This is a genomic window from Pseudomonas sp. OG7 (assembly GCF_014192825.1).
Classification (GTDB): domain Bacteria; phylum Pseudomonadota; class Gammaproteobacteria; order Pseudomonadales; family Pseudomonadaceae; genus Aquipseudomonas; species Aquipseudomonas monteilii.
The window spans coordinates 773095-790670 of sequence record NZ_JACHYK010000001.1 but is presented as its reverse complement, the minus strand read 5'-3'; the positions used below and the strand labels follow the sequence as shown (position 1 = coordinate 790670).

Here is a 17576-nt window from a genome sequence, read left to right as displayed (position 1 = left end):
CCGAACGATCAACAAAACTCGTTTGTCGGACGATCCGCCCAAACAGGTTTGGTGGTAAGCTCGCCGACCATGAATACCTACAGCTCCCGCCCCGTTGTCCTCTGTCTCTCCGGCCACGACCCAAGTGGCGGCGCCGGCTTGCAGGCAGATATCGAAGCCCTGATCGCCCAAGGCTGTCACGCCGCGCCCGCCGTGACCGCCCTGACCGTGCAGGATACCGTCAACGTTTCCGACTTCCGCGTGCTCGACCGCGAGTGGGTACTGGCCCAGGCCAATGCCGTGCTGGCCGACTCCACCGTGGCCGCCGTCAAGCTGGGCATGCTCGGCTCGATCGAGATGGTCGACACCGTGGCCGAGCTGCTAGCTGCCCATCCGCACCTGCCGCTGGTGTGCGATCCGGTGCTGCGTGCCGGTGGCGGTGGCCGCCTGGGCAAGGACGAAGTGGGCTATGCCCTGCGCGAACGCCTGCTGCCGCTGGCGACCATCGCCACGCCAAACCTGCCTGAGGCGCGCATCCTCGCCGAACTGCCCGAGGGCACCGCCGACGAGTGTGCCGAGAAACTCTTGCCGTTCTGTAGACACCTGCTGATTACCGGCGGTCACGGCGACGAAGACGAAATCCACAACCGCCTGTACACCCAGGACGGCAAGCACCACACCTGGACCTGCCAGCGCCTGCCGGGCAGCTATCACGGCTCGGGCTGCACCCTGGCCAGCGCCCTGGCCGGCCGCCTGGCCCTCGGCGAGCAACTGGTAAGCGCCGTACGCAGCGCACTGGACTACACCTGGCGCACCCTGCGTGACGCCGAACAGCTGGGCAAAGGCCAGTACGTGCCGCGCCGCCTGCCCCTGGACTTCTGCTCCTGATACGAGGCCTTCCATGAAGCTACGCGGTCTGTACGCCATCACCGACAGCCAGCTGCTCGCCGGCCGTTTCCTGTCCCATGTCGAGGCGGCACTGGAAGGCGGCGTGTGCCTGCTGCAGTACCGCGACAAAAGCGACGACGCAGCGCGCCGCCTGCGCGAAGCCGAAGGGCTGATGAAGCTCTGCGAGCGCTACGGCACCCAACTGCTCATCAACGACGACGCCGAACTGGCCGCACGCCTGGGCGTCGGCGTGCACCTGGGGCAGACCGATGGCCCGCTGACCCCGGCCCGTGCCCTGCTTGGCCGCCAGGCGATCATCGGCTCAACCTGCCACGCCAGCCTCGACCTCGCCGCCCAGGCCGCCAGCGAAGGGGCCAGCTACGTGGCCTTCGGCCGCTTCTTCAATTCCGTCACCAAGCCGGGTGCGCCCGCTGCCAACGTCCAACTGCTGGAGCAGGCACGCGCCCAGGTGAAACTGCCGATCGCGGTGATCGGCGGCATCACCCTCGACAACGCCGCCCCGCTGGTCGCCCACGGCGCCGACCTGCTGGCGGTGATCCACGGCCTGTTCGGTGCCGACAGCGCGCAGGAAGTTACCCGCCGCGCCCGCGCCTTCAACGCCTTGTTCGCATCCTGATTTCGAGAGAACTTTCATGTCCCGTTCCGAAGACCTGTTCGCCAAAGCCCAGAAGCACATCCCCGGTGGCGTCAACTCGCCAGTGCGCGCTTTCAAAAGCGTGGGCGGCACGCCGCTGTTCTTCAAGCATGCCGAAGGCGCCTACGTTGTTGACGAGGACGACAAGCGCTACGTCGACTATGTCGGTTCCTGGGGCCCGATGATCCTCGGCCACGGCCATCCGGACGTGCTGGAGTCGGTACGCAAGCAGCTGGAGCACGGCCTGTCCTATGGCGCACCGACCGCCATGGAAACCGACATGGCCGACCTGGTCTGCTCGCTGGTGCCGTCCATGGAAATGGTGCGCATGGTCAGCTCGGGCACCGAAGCCACCATGAGCGCCATCCGCCTGGCCCGTGGCTACACCGGCCGTGATGCCATCATCAAGTTCGAAGGCTGCTACCACGGCCACTCCGACAGCCTGCTGGTAAAAGCCGGTTCCGGCCTGCTGACCCAGGGCGTGCCAAGCTCGGCGGGTGTACCGGCTGACTTCGCCAAGCACACCCTGACCCTGCCGTTCAACGACATCGCCGCCGTCGAGAAGACCCTGGCCGACGTCGGCCAGACCGTGGCCTGCATCATCGTCGAGCCGGTGGCCGGCAACATGAACTGCGTACCGCCGGCACCGGGCTTCCTCGAAGGCCTGCGCGAGCAGTGCGACAAGCACGGCGTGGTACTGATCTTCGACGAAGTGATGACCGGCTTCCGCGTTTCCCTGGGCGGCGCCCAGGGCCACTACGGCATCAAGCCGGACCTGTCCACCTTCGGCAAGATCGTCGGTGGCGGCATGCCGGTCGGCTGCTTCGGTGGCAAGCGTGAAATCATGGGCTGCATCGCCCCGCTCGGCCCGGTCTACCAGGCCGGCACCCTGTCGGGCAACCCGCTGGCCATGGCCGCCGGCCTGACCACGCTGAAGCTGATCAGCCGTCCGGGCTTCCACGCCGAGCTGACCGACTACACCAGCCGCATGCTCGACGGCCTGCAACAGCGCGCCGATGCCGCTGGCATACCGTTCGTCACCACCCAGGCCGGTGCCATGTTCGGCCTGTACTTCAGCGGTGCCGACGACATCGTCACCTTCGAAGACGTGATGGCCAGCGATGCCGAGCGCTTCAAGCGCTTCTTCCATTTGATGCTGGACGGTGGCGTGTACCTGGCACCAAGCGCATTCGAGGCAGGCTTCACCTCCATCGCCCATGGCGACAAAGAGTTGCAGATCACCCTCGATGCGGCTGAAAAGGCCTTTGCAGCCCTGAAGTAACGGTCAGCCTGTACCGGCCTCTTCGCGGGTAAACCCGCTCCTACAGGGGCTGCGTCGCTTTCACGGGTGGCGCGGTCATTGTAGGAGCGGATTACCCGCGAAGAGGCCGGTGGAGGCAAGAAATATTCATGCACAATCAGCTGACTTCCCCAACCAAGCAGAAATTCGAGTAAAACTTTGTAAGGTTGGCGCTGCTTATCCCATAATGTGCCACCAGAGACCTTGGCCGCAGCTTTGCAGAGGTAAGTCGATCCCCATGAACCGCACCGGCCGCGCCCTGACCCTGGGCTGCCTGTTGCTTCTTCAGCCCCTGCTGGCCCTGGCGGAGGGCGGTAACTCGTTGCTCATTCCAGCGACGGGCCGCTGCACCTTGAACGTTCAGCCTGAAGACCTGGCAAACGCCCTCAAGGCCTGCGAGCAGACGGCAACCGCAGGGGATGCCCAGGCGCAGTTCGAACTGGGCGAGTACTTCTACACGCAAACGCCGAAAAACCTCGACAAAGCCCTGGACTGGTTCCAGAAGGCTTCGCTGCAAGGCCACGCTGACGCGCAGTACCGCCTGGGGGCCATGTTCTTCCATGGCGAAGGGGTCAAGGCCAACAACGTGCAGGCCTACATCCTGCTGAAGATGGCCGCCGTCAACGGCGCAGAAGATGCACTGGACATGGCCGACGAAGTGACCGAGCAAATGCCCCGCGACGAGCTTGAGCACGCCACTCAAGTGCTCGGCCAGATCTTCCGCAAGTACCTGCTGGAACTGCAGAACGCCGAAGGGCGTACGCCGTTCTCGCCGCTCCCCTGAGGCTTACCTTTCCGGCATCGGCATCGGGAACGGCATGACATTGCCGCCGCCCTTGGCTTCGCTGATCTTGGCCGTGCCCAGACGCTCCACCTCATCGATGCGCACGATCGAGTGCATCGGCACAAAACTGCGGACTACCCCTTCGAACTGGCTCTTGAGCTTTTCCTCGCTCGGGTCCACCACCAGTTGCGAGCGCTCGCCGAACACGAACTCCTCGATTTCCAGAAAGCCCCACAGGTCGCTCTGGTAGATCTGCTTGGCATACATCTCGAAGACCTGCCCCTGGTTGAGGAAGATCACTTTATAGATGGCAGGTTCGCGTTTGCTCATGTTCGGCGGGATAACACATGCGTAAGAAAAGGCGGCCATCATAGCAGACAGGTTTGCTGATCTGGTCGGCTGTACCGGCCCTTCATACCGTTGAACGTTTCAGTGCTTTCGCCACTGCCATTCAAGGGTTATTCTTGAGTTCACATCCATTGCCGTCGAGCGGCTAAAAACGACCTTGAACGCACCCATAGAACCCCATCGTTTCATCCTCGAGCCCTTCGAGGCCCACCGTTTCGCCAACCTGTGCGGCCAGTTCGACGAGCACCTGCGCCTGATCGAACAGCGCCTGGCCATCGAAATCCGCAACCGCGGCAATCAGTTCGAACTGATCGGCGAACCCAAGACCACTTCCGCTGCCGAACAGTTGTTGCGCCGTCTCTACCGCGAGACCAAGGCCACCGACCTGTCGCCGGAAACCGTACACCTGTACCTGCAGGAGTCGGCCGTCGAGAACATCGACAACCCGGCCGTCAACGAGGTCAGCGTGTCGCTGCGTACGCGCAAAGGCAACATTCGCCCGCGCGGGCTCAACCAGCAGCGCTACGTGAAGGAAATCCTGGCCAACGACATCAACTTCGGCATCGGCCCGGCCGGTACCGGCAAGACCTACCTGGCCGTGGCCTGCGCCGTGGACGCGCTCGAGCGTGAACAGGTACGCCGTATCCTGCTGGTACGCCCGGCGGTCGAGGCGGGCGAAAAGCTCGGCTTCCTGCCCGGCGACCTGGCGCAAAAGATCGACCCGTACCTGCGCCCGCTGTACGACGCGCTGTACGAAATGCTTGGCTTCGAACACGTGGCCAAGCTGATCGAGCGCCAGGTGATCGAGATCGCCCCGCTGGCCTACATGCGTGGCCGCACCCTGAACAACAGCTTCATCATCCTCGACGAAAGCCAGAACACCACGCTGGAACAGATGAAGATGTTCCTCACCCGCATCGGCTTCGGCTCCACGGCGGTGATCACCGGCGACATCACCCAGGTCGACCTGCCGCGCGGCACCAAATCGGGCCTGGCACACGTCATCGAGGTGCTGAAAGACGTTCCAGGTATCAGCTTTACCCACTTCCAACCCAAAGATGTGGTTCGTCACCCACTGGTGCAGCGCATTGTCGAAGCCTACGACCGCTTCGAAGCCCGCCAGGCCAAGCCCGAGGCGCCCGGCAAAGATGCTTGAACTTGATATTCAACGGGCCACGGACGCTGCCGCCCCGGATGACGCCGCCTTCCGCCGCTGGTGCGAACTGGCCCTGCGCCAGCGCAGTGCCGACTCGGAAATGACCATTCGCCTGGTCGACGAAGCCGAAGGCCGCGAGCTGAACCACACCTACCGGCACAAGGACTACGCGACCAACGTGCTGTCGTTCCCGGCCGACGTGCCTGACGACCTGCTCGATATCCCGCTGCTGGGCGACCTGGTCATCTGCGTGGCGGTGGTCGAGCGCGAAGCGGCCGAACAGGGCAAATCGCTCGAAGCGCACTGGGCACACCTGGTCATCCACGGTTGCCTGCACCTGCTCGGCTACGACCACATCGAAGATGAGGAAGCCGAGGAAATGGAAGGCCTGGAACGAGAATTGCTGGCAGAACTGGGTCACCCCGACCCGTATGCCGACGATGAAACCGACTCAATCACACACTGATACACGAAGGATCACGAGAACCGCCATGAGCGAAGATCGATCGAGCAACGGGCAGAAGTCCTGGCTGGGTAAACTGACCCAGGCTTTTGCCCATGAGCCGAAAAACCGCCAGGAGCTGCTTGAGCTGCTGCGCGAAGCCCACCAGAACAAGCTGCTGGACAGCGAAGCACTGACCATCGTCGAAGGCGCCATCCAGGTCGCCGACCTGCAGGTTCGCGACATCATGGTCCCGCGTTCGCAGATGATCAGCATCAAGGCCAGCCAGTCGCCGCGCGAATTCCTGCCGGCGGTGATCGACGCCGCGCACTCGCGCTACCCGGTGATCGGCGAAAGCCATGACGACGTACTCGGGATCCTGCTCGCCAAAGACCTGCTGCCGCTGATCCTCAAGGAAAACGGCGACAGCTTCAACATCAAGGACCTGCTGCGCCCGGCCACCTTCGTGCCCGAGTCCAAGCGCCTGAACGTGTTGCTGCGCGAGTTCCGTGCCAACCATAACCACATGGCCATCGTCATCGACGAATACGGCGGTGTGGCGGGCCTGGTGACCATCGAGGACGTGCTGGAGCAGATCGTTGGCGACATCGAGGACGAGCACGACGTCGAGGAAGACAGCTACATCAAACCACTGCCCAGCGGTGACTTCCTGGTGAAGGCGCTTACCCCGATCGACAACTTCAACGAGTTCTTCGACAGCGAGTTCTCCGATGACGAGTTCGACACGGTTGGCGGCCTGGTGATGAGCGCCTTCGGCCACCTGCCCAAGCGCAACGAAACTACCGAGATCGGGTCTTACAAGTTCCGTATTCTCAACGCCGACAGCCGGCGGATACACTTGCTGCGCCTGACCCCGATCACCCGTTAAGGACAAACATGCGTTGGATCACCCGCCCCGGCTGGCCCGGTAACCTGCTGGCCCTGGCGGCCGGTGCCTCCACACTCCTGGCCCTGGCGCCGTTCGACATCTGGCCGCTGGCCGTGTTGTCCATCGCCATGCTCTACCTTGGCCTGCGCGAGCTCAGCCCGCGCCAGGCCATGTGGCGTGGCTGGTGGTTCGGTTTTGGCCTGTATGGCGCCGGCACCTGGTGGATTTACGTCAGCATGAACACCTACGGCGGTGCCTCGCCGCTGCTGGCGATTCTGCTGCTGCTGGCGTTCTTCGCCGCGCTGGCCTGGTTCTTTGCCTTGCCCACCTGGCTGTGGGCACGCTGGCTACGGCGCAACGAAGCGCCGCTGGCCGATGCACTGTGCTTCGCGGCGCTGTGGCTGCTGCAAGAGGCCTTTCGCGGCTGGTTCCTGACCGGTTTCCCCTGGCTTTACGCCGGCTACAGCCAGCTGGACGGCCCGTTGGCCGGCCTGGCGCCGCTGGGCGGCGTGTGGCTGATTTCCTTCACGCTGGCGCTCACTGCTGCCCTGCTGTGCAACCTGCACCGCCTACGTGCCCGCCCCTCGTTCCTGGCCGTGGGCTGCCTGCTGTTGTTGGCCCCATGGGCACTGGGCCAGGCGCTCAAGGGCCACGCCTGGACCAAACCGGTAGGTGACCCGTTGAAAGTGGCGGCCATTCAGGGCAACGTCGAGCAAGACCTGAAATGGGACCCTGCGCACATCGACGCGCAACTGGCGCTGTACCGTGACTTGAGTTTCAGCTCAAAGCCCGTGGATTTGCTGGTATGGCCAGAAACGGCGGTGCCGGTGCTCAAGGACCAGGCCCAAGGCTACATCGACGTAATGGGCCGTTTTGCTGCCGAGCGGCATTCAGCGCTGATCACCGGCGTGCCAGTGCGGGAAGTGGTGCACCATCAGCGCCGCTACTACAACGGCATCACCGTGACCGGTGAGGGTGACGGCACCTACCTCAAGCAGAAGCTGGTGCCGTTTGGCGAGTACGTCCCGTTGCAGGACATGCTGCGTGGCGCCATCGAGTTCTTCAACCTGCCCATGTCGGACTTCGCCCGTGGGCCGGAAGACCAGCCACTGCTGCAGGCCAAGGGTTATCAGATTGCGCCCTACATCTGCTACGAAGTGGTCTACCCCGAGTTTGCTGCTGGCCTGGCGTCACGCAGCGACCTGCTGCTGACCATCAGCAACGACACCTGGTTCGGCACCTCGATCGGCCCGTTGCAGCACCTGCAGATGGCGCAGATGCGCGCACTGGAAGCCGGCCGCTGGATGATCCGCGCCACCAACAACGGCGTGACAGCGCTGATCGACCCGTTTGGCCGTATTACCACGCAGATTCCGCAGTTCCAGCAGGCGGTGCTGTATGGTGAGGTGGTGCCAATGCAACAACTGACGCCTTACCTGCAATGGCGTTCGTGGCCGTTGGCGATTGTCTGCGCATTGCTGCTGGGCTGGGCATTGCTGGCAGGCCGCATCGCCAAAACCGTCTGAGTTATCCTGTCCCGGCCTCTTCGCGGGCAAGCCCGCGAAGAGGCCGGGACAGGCAGTGCAAGGCTCAATAGAAAACCCGATACCCCACCAACCCCACCGCCTCATTGAACAACTGCCCGCTCTGCCACATCGCCCGGCTCTCCGGCAGCAACCCGCCAAACGGCCGCGCATGATCCTGCCCCAGGAACCCCACCGGCGCCGGCACCACCTCGAACCCCGCTTGCTCAAAGCTCCAGCGCGAGCGCTGCATGTGCCAGGCCTGGGTCACCACCACCACACGACGAATCCCCAACGGCTGCAGCACCTTGGCCGTGAACTGGGCATTTTCCCAGGTCGTGCGGCTGGCCTCTTCACGCCACTTCACCTCAACAGCAAAGTCTTCGTGAAGGCGATCCGCCATCAACCGCGCTTCGCTCGGCGGCGTGCCATAGTGCAACCCACCACTGGTCAGCACCGGAAGGCCTGACGCCTTGGCCAACTGCGCAGCAAAACGCAGGCGCTCCAAAGCCGTGGCCGTGGGCTGGTCGCTACCGCCCCAGGCCGGGTCGCCGCGCTCACGCCCTGCGCCCAGCACCACAATGGCATCCGCCCGCCGCGCAAGCGCGGTCCAGTCGTTTACGGCCAAGGGAGGCTCGCTTTCCAGCCTATGGGCGATTTCCTGCACCACCAGCGGCAAACTCATGAGCCACAGGCCACCAAGCCCCACGGCAAAGCAAAACGCCGCCAACCGTGGCCGTCGGGCACGCAACCACCACGCCGCAAGCAGCAGCAGAAACAGGATGCCCGGCGGCATCAGCCATTGTTTGATGAAGAATCGGATCGGCATCGGCCACACCTCCTTGGCAGGCGTGCAGCCTAGAAGGATCGGCGCCGGTCAACAAGGGTGCGGCCGGCGCCGATCGTGAGTTGTGTGATAGTGAAGAACCGGCGCGCGATCGCCCGCGCCTGGCGTCCTGAACGGCTAGCGATGTGGCAGCGTCCTGGATCTCGCCGTATTGGCGGGGCGTTTCTTGTCCTTGAGCCAGATGATCTTGGCCGATGTCGGCTCCGCTTGCGGGTAACTGCCGACAGAGGCATTGTGGCGCTCCGGGAGGGATTCCAGGTAAGCCTTGATCACTTCGAACTCTGCGTGGCTCAGGCCACGCAACTCCAGCTCGGCTGGCATCTCGTCGCGCAATCGTACCGAGGTCCTTGCCACTTCCAGTGCCAGGCCAAGCCGGTCGATCAGGCGCTCGTAAAGCTCCGGTTTCATTGCGGGTAGCTGCGTCTCTCCCATCCGTTCACCTCAATTGAAGATAAAGAATATCTCCCCCCACACCTGAGCTTAGCGGCGCCATGAAAAGCAGCCGGGTGCTGCGACCAGCGGCCATTCGCAACGAAGGTTTCCCACGATGCGCAGCGCTGCTGTATGCTACGGCGTTCACTCTAAACGACACCGGAGTGCCGGACGCAGCGAGGTTCCGCTGCCTGGAACAAGGTCTCTTCTCTCTCAGCCAAAAGTAGCCATGCACGAACAATACACGCCCCGTGATATCGAAGCCGCCGCCCAGAAGTTCTGGGACGAGCAACAATCGTTCGCTGTTACCGAACAGCCAGGCAAAGACACCTACTATTGCCTTTCGATGTTCCCGTACCCGAGCGGCAAGCTACACATGGGCCACGTTCGCAACTACACCATCGGCGACGTGATTGCCCGTTACCAGCGTATGCTGGGCAAGAACGTCCTCCAGCCGATGGGCTGGGACGCATTCGGCATGCCCGCGGAAAACGCGGCGATGAAAAACAACGTCGCCCCGGCCAAGTGGACATACGAAAACATCGACTACATGAAGACCCAGCTCAAGAGCCTGGGTCTGGCCATCGACTGGGCACGTGAAGTCACCACCTGCAAACCCGACTACTACCGTTGGGAGCAGTGGCTGTTCACCCGCCTGTTCGAGAAAGGCATCATCTACCGCAAGAACGGTACCGTGAACTGGGACCCGGCAGACCAGACCGTACTGGCCAACGAACAGGTCATCGACGGCCGTGGCTGGCGTTCGGGCGCGCTGATCGAAAAGCGCGAAATCCCGATGTACTACTTCCGCATCACCGACTACGCCGACGAGCTGCTGGAAAGCCTCGACGAGCTGCCGGGCTGGCCTGAGCAGGTCAAGACCATGCAGCGCAACTGGATCGGCAAGTCGCGCGGCATGGAAGTACAGTTCCCGTACGACCAGGCCACCATCGGCCACGAAGGCACCCTGAAAGTCTTCACCACCCGTCCCGACACGCTGATGGGCGCCACCTACGTCGCCGTCGCCGCCGAGCACCCGCTGGCCACCCAGGCGGCCCAGGGCAACCCGGCGCTGCAGGCGTTCATCGACGAGTGCAAGAGCGGCAGCGTTGCCGAGGCCGACATGGCCACCCAGGAGAAGAAAGGCATGGCCACTTCCCTGCTGGTAGAGCACCCGCTGACCGGCGAGAAGCTGCCGGTATGGGTCGCCAACTACGTGCTGATGCACTATGGCGATGGCGCCGTGATGGCCGTGCCGGCCCACGACGAGCGCGACTTCGAGTTCGCCCACAAGTACAACCTGCCGGTCAAGGCCGTGGTGCGCACCAGCGCGGGCGATGAAGTGGGCAGCGAGTGGCAGGCCGCCTATGGCGAGCACGGCCAGCTGATCAACTCCGCCGAGTTCGACGGCCTGGACTTCGCCGGCGCCTTCGATGCCATCGAAGCCGCCCTGATCCGCAAGGAACTGGGCAAGTCGCGTACCCAGTTCCGCCTGCGTGACTGGGGTATCAGCCGCCAGCGCTACTGGGGCTGCCCGATCCCGATCATCCACTGCCCGTCCTGTGGCGACGTGCCGGTGCCGGAAGACCAGCTGCCGGTCACCCTGCCCGAGAACGTGGTGCCGGATGGCGCCGGCTCGCCGCTGGCGCGCATGCCGGAATTTTATGAGTGCACCTGCCCGAAATGCGGCACTGCGGCCAAGCGCGAAACCGACACCATGGACACCTTCGTCGAGTCGTCCTGGTACTTCGCCCGCTACGCTTCGCCGAACTACGACAAGGGCCTGGTAGACCCGAAAGCCGCCAACCACTGGCTGCCTGTCGACCAGTACATCGGCGGTATCGAGCACGCGATCCTGCACCTGCTGTACGCGCGCTTCTTCCACAAGCTGATGCGTGACGAAGGCCTGGTTACTTCGAACGAGCCGTTCAAGAACCTGCTGACCCAGGGCATGGTCGTGGCCGAAACCTACTACCGCGTGGCCAGCAACGGCGGCAAGGACTGGTTCAACCCGGCCGATGTCGAGATCGAGCGCGATGCCAAGGCCAAGATCATTGGTGCTCGCCTGAAGACCGACGGCCTGCCGGTGGAAATCGGCGGCACCGAGAAAATGTCGAAATCGAAGAACAACGGCGTCGACCCGCAGTCGATGATCGAAGCCTACGGTGCCGACACCTGCCGCCTGTTCATGATGTTCGCCTCGCCGCCCGACATGAGCCTGGAATGGTCCGACTCCGGCGTCGAAGGTGCCAGCCGCTTCCTGCGCCGCGTCTGGCGCCTGGCTCAGGCTCACGTCAGCCAGGGCCTGCCGGGCAAGCTGGATGTCACCGCACTGGACGACGCGCAGAAGGTCATCCGCCGCGCCATCCACGCAGCCATCAAGCAGGCCAGCAACGACGTGGGCCAGTTCCACAAGTTCAACACCGCCATCGCCCAGGTGATGACCGTGATGAACGTGCTGGAAAAGGCCCCGCAGGCCAGCGAACAGGACCGCGCCCTGCTGCAGGAAGGCCTTGAAGCCGTCACCCTGTTGCTGGCACCGATCACCCCGCACATTTCCCACGAGCTGTGGCAGCAACTGGGCCACCAGCAGGCCGTGATCGACGCTGGCTGGCCAGCTGTCGACGAAGCAGCCCTGGTGCAGGACACCATCACCCTGGTGGTGCAGGTCAACGGCAAGCTGCGTGGCCAGGTCGAAATGCCGGCTGCTGCCAGCCGCGAAGAAGTCGAAGCCGCTGCCCGCAGCAACGAGAACGTCTTGCGCTTCATCGATGGCCTGACCATCCGCAAGGTTATCGTGGTACCGGGCAAGCTGGTCAACATCGTCGCCAACTGATGGCAGCGCCCGCTCGCAGTCACTGCGGGCGGGCGTAAAAGGCCCACAAGGGAGCAACAACATGATCAAACGCAATTTGCTGGTAATCGGCCTGGCGGTCATGCTCAGCGCCTGCGGTTTCCAGCTGCGCGGCACCGGCTCTACCGAGCTGAGCGTGAAGGAAATGGACGTTAGCGCGCGCAACGCCTATGGCCCGACCGTGGTCCAGCTGCGTGAAGTACTGGAGCGTAGCGGCGTCAACGTACATGCTGGCGCACCGTATCGCCTGGTACTGACCAACGAACAGGAGCGCGAGCGCGCGGCCACCTACAACAGTGGTAACCGCACCGCCGAGTACGAGCTGACCACGGTGTTGAACTACAGCATTCAGGGCCTGAACAACCTGGAGCTGATGAGCGACAAGCTGGAAGTGCGCAAAATCTACCTGCGCGACGGCTCGAACATCACCGGTTCCGAGCAGGAAGCCAACCGCGCCCGTGAAGAAATGCGCCGCGATCTGGTCAACGCCATGGTCGTTCGCCTACAGATGCTGAGCCCGTCCCAACTGGACGAGCTGCAGCGCAAAGCCGACGAACGCGCCCAGGCCGAAGCCGCCGCGCTGGAAGCTGCCCGCCGTCAGCAGGCCGAAACGCCTCAGCAGTCGCCGCTGGAAGTACCGGGCAACTAAGCCCGTGTGGGGCACCTTCGGGTGCCCCCCCCTGTTTCCCATGAAACTCGCCCCCGCCCAACTCAACAAGCACCTGCAAGGTACCTTGGCACCGGTCTACGTGGTCAGCGGTGACGACCCGTTGCTATGCCAGGAAGCCGCAGACGCCATTCGTAATGCCGCGCGTCAACAAGGTTTCGACGAGCGCCAGGTGTTCAGTGCCGACGCAAACTTCGACTGGGGCACCCTGCTCCAGGCTGGAGCGAGCCTGTCCCTGTTCGCACAACGCCGCCTGCTGGAACTGCGCCTGCCTTCGGGCAAACCTGGTGACAAAGGCGCCGCGGCGCTGATGGAATACTGCGCCAACCCCGCCGAAGATACCCTGCTGCTGGTCAGCCTGCCCAAGCTCGACGTTAGTGCGCAAAAGACCAAGTGGGGCAAGGCGTTGATCGAAGGCGCGCATTGCCAGTTCATCCAGATCTGGCCGGTGGATGTGCATCAGTTGCCGCAGTGGATCAACCAGCGCCTGCAACAGGCCGGCCTGTCGGCACAGCGTGACGCTGTCGAGCTGATTGCCGCGCGCGTGGAAGGCAACTTGCTGGCAGCCGCGCAGGAAATCGAAAAGCTCAAGCTGCTGGCCGATGGCAACCAGATCACCGTGGAAACCGTGCAGGCCGCTGTTGCTGATAGCGCCCGCTTCGATGTCTTCGGCCTGGTGGACGCCATTCTCAATGGCGAAGCTGCACATGCCCTGCGTATGCTTGAGGGGTTGCGTGGCGAGGGGGTAGAACCGCCGGTCATCCTCTGGGCTTTGGCCCGTGAGCTGCGCCAGCTGGCTGGGCTAGCCCAACAGTTCAGCCAGGGTGTACCGCTGGACAAGGCCTTCAGCCAGGCCCGCCCGCCGATCTGGGACAAACGCCGACCGCTGGTCAGCAAAGCCCTGCAGCGCTTGTCGGCGCAACGCTGGGCTCAGTTGTTGCAGGATGCCCAGCGTATCGACGCGCAGATCAAGGGGCAGGCCGAGGGGTCGCCCTGGACGGGGCTGTCTCGGCTTTCCCTGTTGATGGCTGGTCAGCGCCTGGCGCTACCTCCAGAATAACTGGGGTCGCGGTGGGAGCAGGCATGCCCGCTCCCACAAGACTGTGATCGACCATAAACATTATCAATTGGCCCCTACCCGCACCAAGCCCTAAAGTGCGCCCCGAAAACCACCCAACCCGGGAACCCCGCCATGAGCAAAAAGCCGAAAAAGCACGGCCCCAACAAGGCCAAGTCCATCATCGCCCAACCGCTGTTCCGCTGCCGCCAGGAACAACCGGCCAAGGGCAAAGGCAGCTACCGCCGCGAAGCCTTCCAATCGAGAGATTGGGAGGCTTCCTACTTTTTGGCTGCATGAAAGCATCGCAAGCGCAGGCATGGTATGGTCGTCACCTGACCTGCAATTCTGGATCTGTGCATGCTCTTCCGTCTTCTCCCCCGTTGGGAAACCCGCCAGCTGATCGCGGCCTCCAGCTTCATCCTGCTTGTGGCCTGCGCGGAAAAACCCACCGCCGCCGACGCACTGCCGCTGGCCCCTGCGCAACCCGCTCCCGTGGTAACCGTGCCCGGCGCGACGCCTGACGTCAGCACTGAAATCCAGCCTCTGCAAACCTTCGCCCAGTGGCAGGCCGGCTTCCGCCAACAGGCCCTGCAAGCCGGGATTTCACCCAGCACCTTCGACCGCGCGTTCCTCGGCGTCACCCCTGACATGGACGTGATCAAGGCCGACCGTAGCCAGCCGGAGTTCACACGCCCGGTATGGGAATACCTCGAAGGCGCCCTGTCGCCCCTGCGCGTGCGCAACGGCAAGAAGCTGCTGGAGCAGAATGCCGAGCTGCTGACACGTATCGAACAACGCTATGGCGTGGACCGCCAGGTGCTGGTCGCGGTGTGGGGCATGGAAAGCAACTTCGGTCAGTTCCAGGGCAACAAGTCGGTGATCCGCTCACTGGCCACCCTGGCCTACGAAGGCCGCCGCCCACAGTTCGCCCAAGACCAGCTGATCGCTGCGCTGCAAATCATCCAGCATGGTGATATCGAGCCTGAAGCCATGCGCGGCTCGTGGGCCGGCGCCATGGGCCAGACCCAGTTCATCCCGACCACCTACAACACCCATGCCGTGGACTTCGACGGCGATGGCCGCCGCGATATCTGGAACAGCAAACCGGATGCCCTGGCTTCGACCGCGCACTACCTGCAGAGCTCGGGCTGGAAACGTGGCCAACCGTGGGGCTTCGAGGTACAGGTGCCGACTGGTTTCGATTTCTGGCAAGCTGATGGCGCGCTGCGCAAACCGGTGAGCGAATGGCTGGCGATGGGCGTGAAACTGCCTGCAGGCACGCAACTGCCCGCCAACAGCAACCAGTTGTCTGCAGCCCTGCTGCTGCCGGCGGGTGCGCGTGGGCCGGCGTTCCTGGTCCTGGACAACTTCCGCGCCATCCTCAAGTACAACAACTCGTCGTCCTACGCGCTGGCGGTGAGCTTGCTGGGGGATCGCTTCAGCGGCTGGGGCTTCATTGCCGGCAGCTGGCCGAAGGAAGACCTGCCGCTGAGCCGCAGCGAGCGTATGGAATTGCAGAACCTGCTGAACAGCAACGGGCATGAGGCCGGAAATGCTGATGGCATTATCGGCGCCAATACCCGCAAGGCCATTCGCAATGCCCAGCAGGGGCTGGGGTGGCCGGCGGATGGGTATCCGACCCACAAGCTGCTGGAAAGCCTGCGCCAACAGTGAGATTGCCGGGGGGGGGCGTTGCGCCCCCCGGCAATCTCAAGCCTTGAACAGGTCCTGTTCCAGCACCAATACCTGCCGATCACTGTCCAGCCTCACCCGAGCCCCCAGCGGCAAGCACACGTTCGGGTCACAATGCCCACTGCGCCACCCCGCCAGCACCGGTATCCCCAGAGGCGCAAAGGTTTCCACCAACAACGGTGCAAGCGCCGCCGTGGTAATCCCGGCAAAATCCCCCACCAGCACGCCCTTGACCCCTTCCAGCTTGCCTGCCAGGCGCAACTGGGTCAGCAACCGGTCCACCCGATACAACGGCTCGTTGACGTCCTCGATAAACAAAATGCAGCCCTGCGTATCCAGCTCGGCCAGCGTCCCCATGGTCGCACCCAGCATCGACAGGTTGCCGCCCAGCAGCGGACCACTGGCCACACCTGCCAATACACTGCTCAAGGCATAGTCCGTCGGGTGCACGATCTGCTCGCCTGCCCGCACATGCCCAGCCAGCTGCGCCAGCAACGACGATTCAGTTGGAGGCAACTTCGCCCCCAGAAGGTCGGCATTGAGCATCCCACCATGGAAGGTAACCAGCCCGCTATGCCGATAGATCGCAGCGTGCAGCGCGGTAATGTCGCTGTAGCCGATCAACGGCTTGGGGTTGCGCCGAATCAGGTCAAAGTCGAGCCGGTCGAGCAGGCGCATGCTGCCGTAACCACCGCGCATGCACAGGATGGCGTCGATGGCCGGATCGGCAAAGGCATCGTGCAAGTCTTGCAAGCGCTGCTGGTCCGAGCCTGCCAGGTAGCCCTGGGCCTGGTGTACACCGGGGTAAAGGCGGCAGCTGTAGCCACGGTCGGCAAACCACTGGCTGACCTTGTGCGTATCCAGCCGCGCCGCGCCTGCCGGGGCGACAATGGCAAAGCAGGCGTTAGCCGGCAACGCGGCTGGCAGGCTCGGTAGTAAGGTTTCGGCGCAGTTCATTGCGGCTCCTTGCAGCGCTTGGTACACAAACAAAAATGCCGATGCCGCCCTTCGGCGTGCATCGGCATGCGTGCCTCGGACCAGGCTCAGAGCTTGATCTTGGCTTCGTGGGCCTGCTGGTCAGCGTGGTACGAAGAACGCACCAGCGGGCCGGAGGCGACGTTCTTGAAGCCCATCTTGTAACCTTCCTCGGCGAACCAGGCGAAGGTGTCCGGGTGCACGAAACGCTGCACTGGCAGGTGGCTGCGCGACGGCTGCAGGTACTGGCCGAGGGTGAGCATGTCGATGTCATGCTCGCGCATGCGGTGCATCACTTCGATCACTTCCTCGTCGGTCTCGCCCAAGCCGAGCATCAGGCCCGACTTGGTAGGTACATGCGGGACCATCTGCTTGAACTTCTGCAGCAGGTCCAGCGACCAGTCGTAGTCCGAGCCCGGGCGCGCGGCCTTGTACAGGCGCGGTACGGTTTCGAGGTTGTGGTTGAACACATCTGGCGGCTCTTGCGCGGTGATTTCCAGCGCGACGTCCATACGGCCACGGTAGTCCGGCACCAGGGTTTCCAGCTGCACGCCCGGCGACAGCGCGCGGATCTCGCGGATGCAGTCGGCAAAGTGCTGGGCACCACCGTCACGCAGGTCGTCGCGGTCCACCGAGGTGATCACCACGTACTTCAGGCGCAGGTCGGCAATGGCGACCGCCAGGTTTTTCGGCTCGTCCAGGTCCAGCGGCTTCGGCCGGCCGTGGCCCACGTCACAGAACGGGCAACGACGGGTGCAGATGTCACCCATGATCATGAAGGTGGCGGTACCACCGGAGAAGCACTCGCCCAGGTTCGGGCAGGAAGCCTCTTCACACACGCTGTGCAGCTTGTGCTTGCGCAGCAGTTGCTTGATGCGGTCTACCTCGGGCGATACCGGAATACGCACGCGAATCCAGTCAGGCTTTTTCGGCAGCTCTTCGGTGGGGATGATCTTCACCGGGATGCGCGCCACCTTATCGGCGCCACGCAGTTTTACCCCAGCTTCCACCTTCTTCGGCGCTGGGCGCGGGGTGACATCCTGGGTGGGTATCAGGTTCGGCACGGCTTCTTGCACAGTTGTCAT

Annotated in this window: 18 protein-coding genes; 13 read left to right on the top strand and 5 right to left on the bottom strand. The window is 63.5% G+C overall.

Annotated elements, in window-relative coordinates:
• Nucleotides 1-69 precede the first annotated feature (69 nt).
• The 4 genes from FHW75_RS03660 to FHW75_RS03645 all read left to right on the top strand — a co-directional run bounded on the left by FHW75_RS03660 (nt 70) and on the right by FHW75_RS03645 (nt 3606).
• Nucleotides 70-867: a hydroxymethylpyrimidine/phosphomethylpyrimidine kinase gene (locus FHW75_RS03660; protein ID WP_019098012.1), complete on the top strand. Its 798-nt coding sequence runs from the start codon at nt 70-72 to the stop codon at nt 865-867.
• 13 nt (nt 868-880) lie between these two features.
• Nucleotides 881-1504: a thiamine phosphate synthase gene (thiE, locus tag FHW75_RS03655; protein WP_016712165.1), complete on the top strand. Its 624-nt coding sequence runs from the start codon at nt 881-883 to the stop codon at nt 1502-1504.
• Nucleotides 1505-1520: 16 nt separating this feature from the next.
• Nucleotides 1521-2804 carry a glutamate-1-semialdehyde 2,1-aminomutase gene (gene hemL, locus FHW75_RS03650; protein WP_019098013.1) on the top strand — a complete coding sequence of 428 codons (1284 nt, stop codon included), beginning with the start codon at nt 1521-1523 and terminating at the stop codon, nt 2802-2804.
• A gap of 256 nt (nt 2805-3060) precedes the next feature.
• On the top strand, nt 3061-3606 hold the full coding sequence (locus FHW75_RS03645) for a tetratricopeptide repeat protein (RefSeq protein WP_016712168.1): 546 nt from the start codon (nt 3061-3063) through the stop codon (nt 3604-3606).
• 3 nt (nt 3607-3609) lie between these two features.
• On the opposite strand, the gene FHW75_RS03640 is transcribed toward FHW75_RS03645, so the two are convergent.
• The gene (locus tag FHW75_RS03640) at nt 3610-3936 is read right to left on the bottom strand and encodes a DUF1820 family protein (RefSeq protein WP_016712169.1); all 327 of its coding nucleotides are present in this window, start codon (nt 3934-3936) and stop codon (nt 3610-3612) included.
• Between the two features lie 175 nt (nt 3937-4111).
• On the opposite strand from FHW75_RS03640, the gene FHW75_RS03635 reads away from it, so the two are divergent.
• Genes FHW75_RS03635 through lnt form a run of 4 tightly spaced genes read left to right on the top strand, consistent with a single transcriptional unit; the run spans nt 4112 to nt 7967 of the window.
• Nucleotides 4112-5110 (top strand): PhoH family protein, encoded by a 999-nt coding sequence (locus tag FHW75_RS03635; protein WP_016712170.1) that lies wholly within the window; start codon nt 4112-4114, stop codon nt 5108-5110.
• On the top strand, nt 5103-5576 hold the full coding sequence (gene ybeY, locus FHW75_RS03630) for an rRNA maturation RNase YbeY (protein ID WP_019098014.1): 474 nt from the start codon (nt 5103-5105) through the stop codon (nt 5574-5576). Before FHW75_RS03635 ends, ybeY begins: the two co-directional genes overlap by 8 nt.
• A 25-nt stretch (nt 5577-5601) precedes the next feature.
• On the top strand, nt 5602-6441 hold the full coding sequence (locus tag FHW75_RS03625) for an HlyC/CorC family transporter (RefSeq protein ID WP_016712172.1): 840 nt from the start codon (nt 5602-5604) through the stop codon (nt 6439-6441).
• Between the two features lie 8 nt (nt 6442-6449).
• The gene (gene lnt / locus FHW75_RS03620; protein WP_183673136.1) at nt 6450-7967 is read left to right on the top strand and encodes an apolipoprotein N-acyltransferase; all 1518 of its coding nucleotides are present in this window, start codon (nt 6450-6452) and stop codon (nt 7965-7967) included.
• A gap of 64 nt (nt 7968-8031) precedes the next feature.
• On the opposite strand, the gene FHW75_RS03615 is transcribed toward lnt, so the two are convergent.
• Entirely contained in the window at nt 8032-8793 is a 762-nt protein-coding gene (locus FHW75_RS03615) for a YdcF family protein (RefSeq protein WP_027610063.1), read from the bottom strand.
• A 135-nt stretch (nt 8794-8928) separates the two neighbouring features.
• Nucleotides 8929-9243: a hypothetical protein gene (locus FHW75_RS03610; RefSeq protein ID WP_019098017.1), complete on the bottom strand. Its 315-nt coding sequence runs from the start codon at nt 9241-9243 to the stop codon at nt 8929-8931.
• A gap of 229 nt (nt 9244-9472) precedes the next feature.
• On the opposite strand from FHW75_RS03610, the gene leuS reads away from it, so the two are divergent.
• From leuS to FHW75_RS03585, 5 genes are all read left to right on the top strand, one after another.
• Entirely contained in the window at nt 9473-12079 is a 2607-nt protein-coding gene (leuS, locus tag FHW75_RS03605; protein ID WP_019098018.1) for a leucine--tRNA ligase, read from the top strand.
• A 61-nt stretch (nt 12080-12140) separates the two neighbouring features.
• Entirely contained in the window at nt 12141-12746 is a 606-nt protein-coding gene (gene lptE / locus FHW75_RS03600) for an LPS assembly lipoprotein LptE (RefSeq protein ID WP_016712177.1), read from the top strand.
• 40 nt (nt 12747-12786) lie between these two features.
• Nucleotides 12787-13824 (top strand): DNA polymerase III subunit delta, encoded by a 1038-nt coding sequence (holA, locus tag FHW75_RS03595; protein WP_183673134.1) that lies wholly within the window; start codon nt 12787-12789, stop codon nt 13822-13824.
• Nucleotides 13825-13956: 132 nt separating this feature from the next.
• Entirely contained in the window at nt 13957-14121 is a 165-nt protein-coding gene (gene arfA / locus FHW75_RS03590; protein WP_016712179.1) for an alternative ribosome rescue factor ArfA, read from the top strand.
• A 60-nt stretch (nt 14122-14181) separates the two neighbouring features.
• Nucleotides 14182-15498, top strand: a complete 1317-nt coding sequence (locus FHW75_RS03585) for a lytic murein transglycosylase (RefSeq protein ID WP_019098020.1) — start codon at nt 14182-14184, stop codon at nt 15496-15498.
• 36 nt (nt 15499-15534) lie between these two features.
• Here the strand turns inward: FHW75_RS03585 and FHW75_RS03580 are convergent, their stop codons facing one another.
• Both FHW75_RS03580 and lipA read right to left on the bottom strand, forming a co-directional pair.
• Nucleotides 15535-16473 (bottom strand): LD-carboxypeptidase, encoded by a 939-nt coding sequence (locus tag FHW75_RS03580; RefSeq protein WP_025754322.1) that lies wholly within the window; start codon nt 16471-16473, stop codon nt 15535-15537.
• A gap of 86 nt (nt 16474-16559) precedes the next feature.
• Nucleotides 16560-17576 carry a lipoyl synthase gene (gene lipA, locus FHW75_RS03575; RefSeq protein WP_019098022.1) on the bottom strand — a complete coding sequence of 339 codons (1017 nt, stop codon included), beginning with the start codon at nt 17574-17576 and terminating at the stop codon, nt 16560-16562.